Origin of the sequence: Streptomyces sp. NPDC007162 (assembly GCF_040634175.1) — a bacterium.
Classification (GTDB): domain Bacteria; phylum Actinomycetota; class Actinomycetes; order Streptomycetales; family Streptomycetaceae; genus Streptomyces.
In genome coordinates, this window is record NZ_JBEYFC010000938.1 from 1 (window position 1) to 1,866 (window position 1,866).

At 69.2% G+C, this 1,866-nt stretch carries 2 protein-coding genes; both read right to left on the reverse strand.

Translation table 11 applies throughout. The annotated features are described in order from the left end of the window. Nucleotides 1-214: 214 nt before the first annotated feature. A complete protein-coding gene (locus ABZ646_RS46045; protein ID WP_360533615.1) occupies nucleotides 215-1,108 on the reverse strand; it encodes a class I SAM-dependent methyltransferase in 894 nt (297 codons plus the stop codon). Between the two features lie 137 nt (nucleotides 1,109-1,245). Then, nucleotides 1,246-1,866, reverse strand: a 621-nt coding sequence (locus ABZ646_RS46050; protein WP_360533618.1) for a zinc-binding dehydrogenase, incomplete at its 5' end; no start/stop codon positions are given.

A 1,866-nucleotide genomic window follows, 5' to 3' on the forward strand; every position in this document is an offset into this window, starting at 1 on the left:
AGCCCGTCCAGCCGGTCACGCACCCACATCGCCGTCGTACCGTCCGGGTTGCTCGCCCGCGCGATCCGCGCGGTCAGTGGCGGGACTTGCTCACCGGGTCGGAACAGCCCCGAGCATGCCCGTTGATCACGCTGCCGCACCGGAAATCTCCAAGATCACCGACAGAGTCAAGCTCAGCAAGGTCCGGAGGCCTCCCGCCCCGGCATGGCGGCCGTCACGGTCGGGGCTTGTTCGCGAACACCCACCGGTTGCCCTCCAGCGCGTCGTTCTGCTCGGGGAGCGGGCCCCGTCCGTGCCGGCGGGTGAAGTCGAAGGGGGTGTGAACCGATGTGGACCAGCCTTTGCCTGCCAGATCGCCCGCGGAGTCGGGCCGCGGTTCTTTGTCGAACAGATGGAGCAGGTCGATGCCGATTTGGTGCTTCGTCGCGGTGTAGAGCGGGCTGTCGCGGTAGTCCAGCAAGTCCTTCTCGAGCTTGGCCTCGAATGCCAGTGCGCTTCCTGCGGTGCTCAACCGGTCCACCGTGTGGATGAGGTACGTCTCGGCGGCGCTCGGCAGGTAGAACAGCAACCCCTCGGCCAGCCAGACGCTCGGTGCGGCCGTGTCGAAGCCGGCGTCGGTCAGCGCTGTGACCCAGTCGGCGCGTAGATCGATTGGTATCGGTACGCGCGTTGCCTTCGGGGCGGCCGACAGTCCTGCGAGCACCTTGTGCTTGAACGCCAGCACGCCTTCCCTGTCGATCTCGAAGATCACGCAGCCGGAAGGCCAGTGGAGTCGGAACGCCCGCGCGTCCAGCCCCGCCCCGAGCAGGATCACTTGGCGGACACCCGCGTGCACCGACTGAAGGAGAAAGTCGTCGAGGACCCTGGTGCGCAGGCCGAAGTACCGCGCAAATCGTCCCCACAGCGGATTCCCGTCCCCCTCCGGGACCTGTTGCAGGCGGACCGGCCAGCCCGCGGACGCCGGTGCGGCGAGCACGAAGTGCTCCGCGTAGACGTCTTGGGCCAGACTGTCGTGGCGGTGGGTCTCGATCGCCCGTGCCGCGGCGACCATGAGAGCGGTCAGGCCGACACCCCCGTCCACACCTGTGTTCCGCTGCGTCGAGCCCATGTGTCCTCCGTTGGCGAGAGTAGAGACCCCGAGGTGGCCACCCGGAACAGCCGCTCTTTCCGGGGCCGCGCCATTCGTTGATACGGAAAGCGCCCGGCATCGCGAAATCAATGAGCTTGCGGCGGTGCTCGTCTCGCTCATCGGCTTCTCCCCTCCGGAACCAGGACGGGTTTGACCACGCTGCCCGCGTCGCAGTCGCGTTCGGCCTCGTTGATGTCGGCGAGCGGGTACGTGCGGATCAGCTGGTCGAAGGGGAACCGCCCGGCCTGCCACAGTGCGGTCAGCCGCGGAATCAGCAGTCCCGGCACCGCGTCCCCCTCGCAGATGTGGGAGATCCTGCGGCCCCGGTCGAGCGTCCCCGGTTCGAGCGGCAGCGCGGCATGGAGCCGTGCCACCAGGCCGAGATGGCCGGTCGGGCGCAGCGCCCGGAGCGCGTCGTTGATCAGGTGAGGGGAGCCCGTGGTGTCCAGTGCGTACTGCGCGCCGCCGTCGGTCAGCCGCTGAATGCGGTCGGGCAGGCCGGCCGATGTGGCGTGCAGCGGGATCGCGCCGAATCGCTCGGCGACGGCCAGTCGTTCGGGGTGACGGTCGACGGCCGCGGTCACCGCTCCGGCGGCGCCGGCCGCCATCACCGCGGCCAGGCCCACCGCTCCTGCGCCGAAGACCGTGAGGGTGTCGCCAGGGCCGATGGCGAAGACGTTCAAGACCGCTCCGGCGCCGGTGAGGAAGCCACAGCCGAGCGGTCCGAGCAGTTCGAT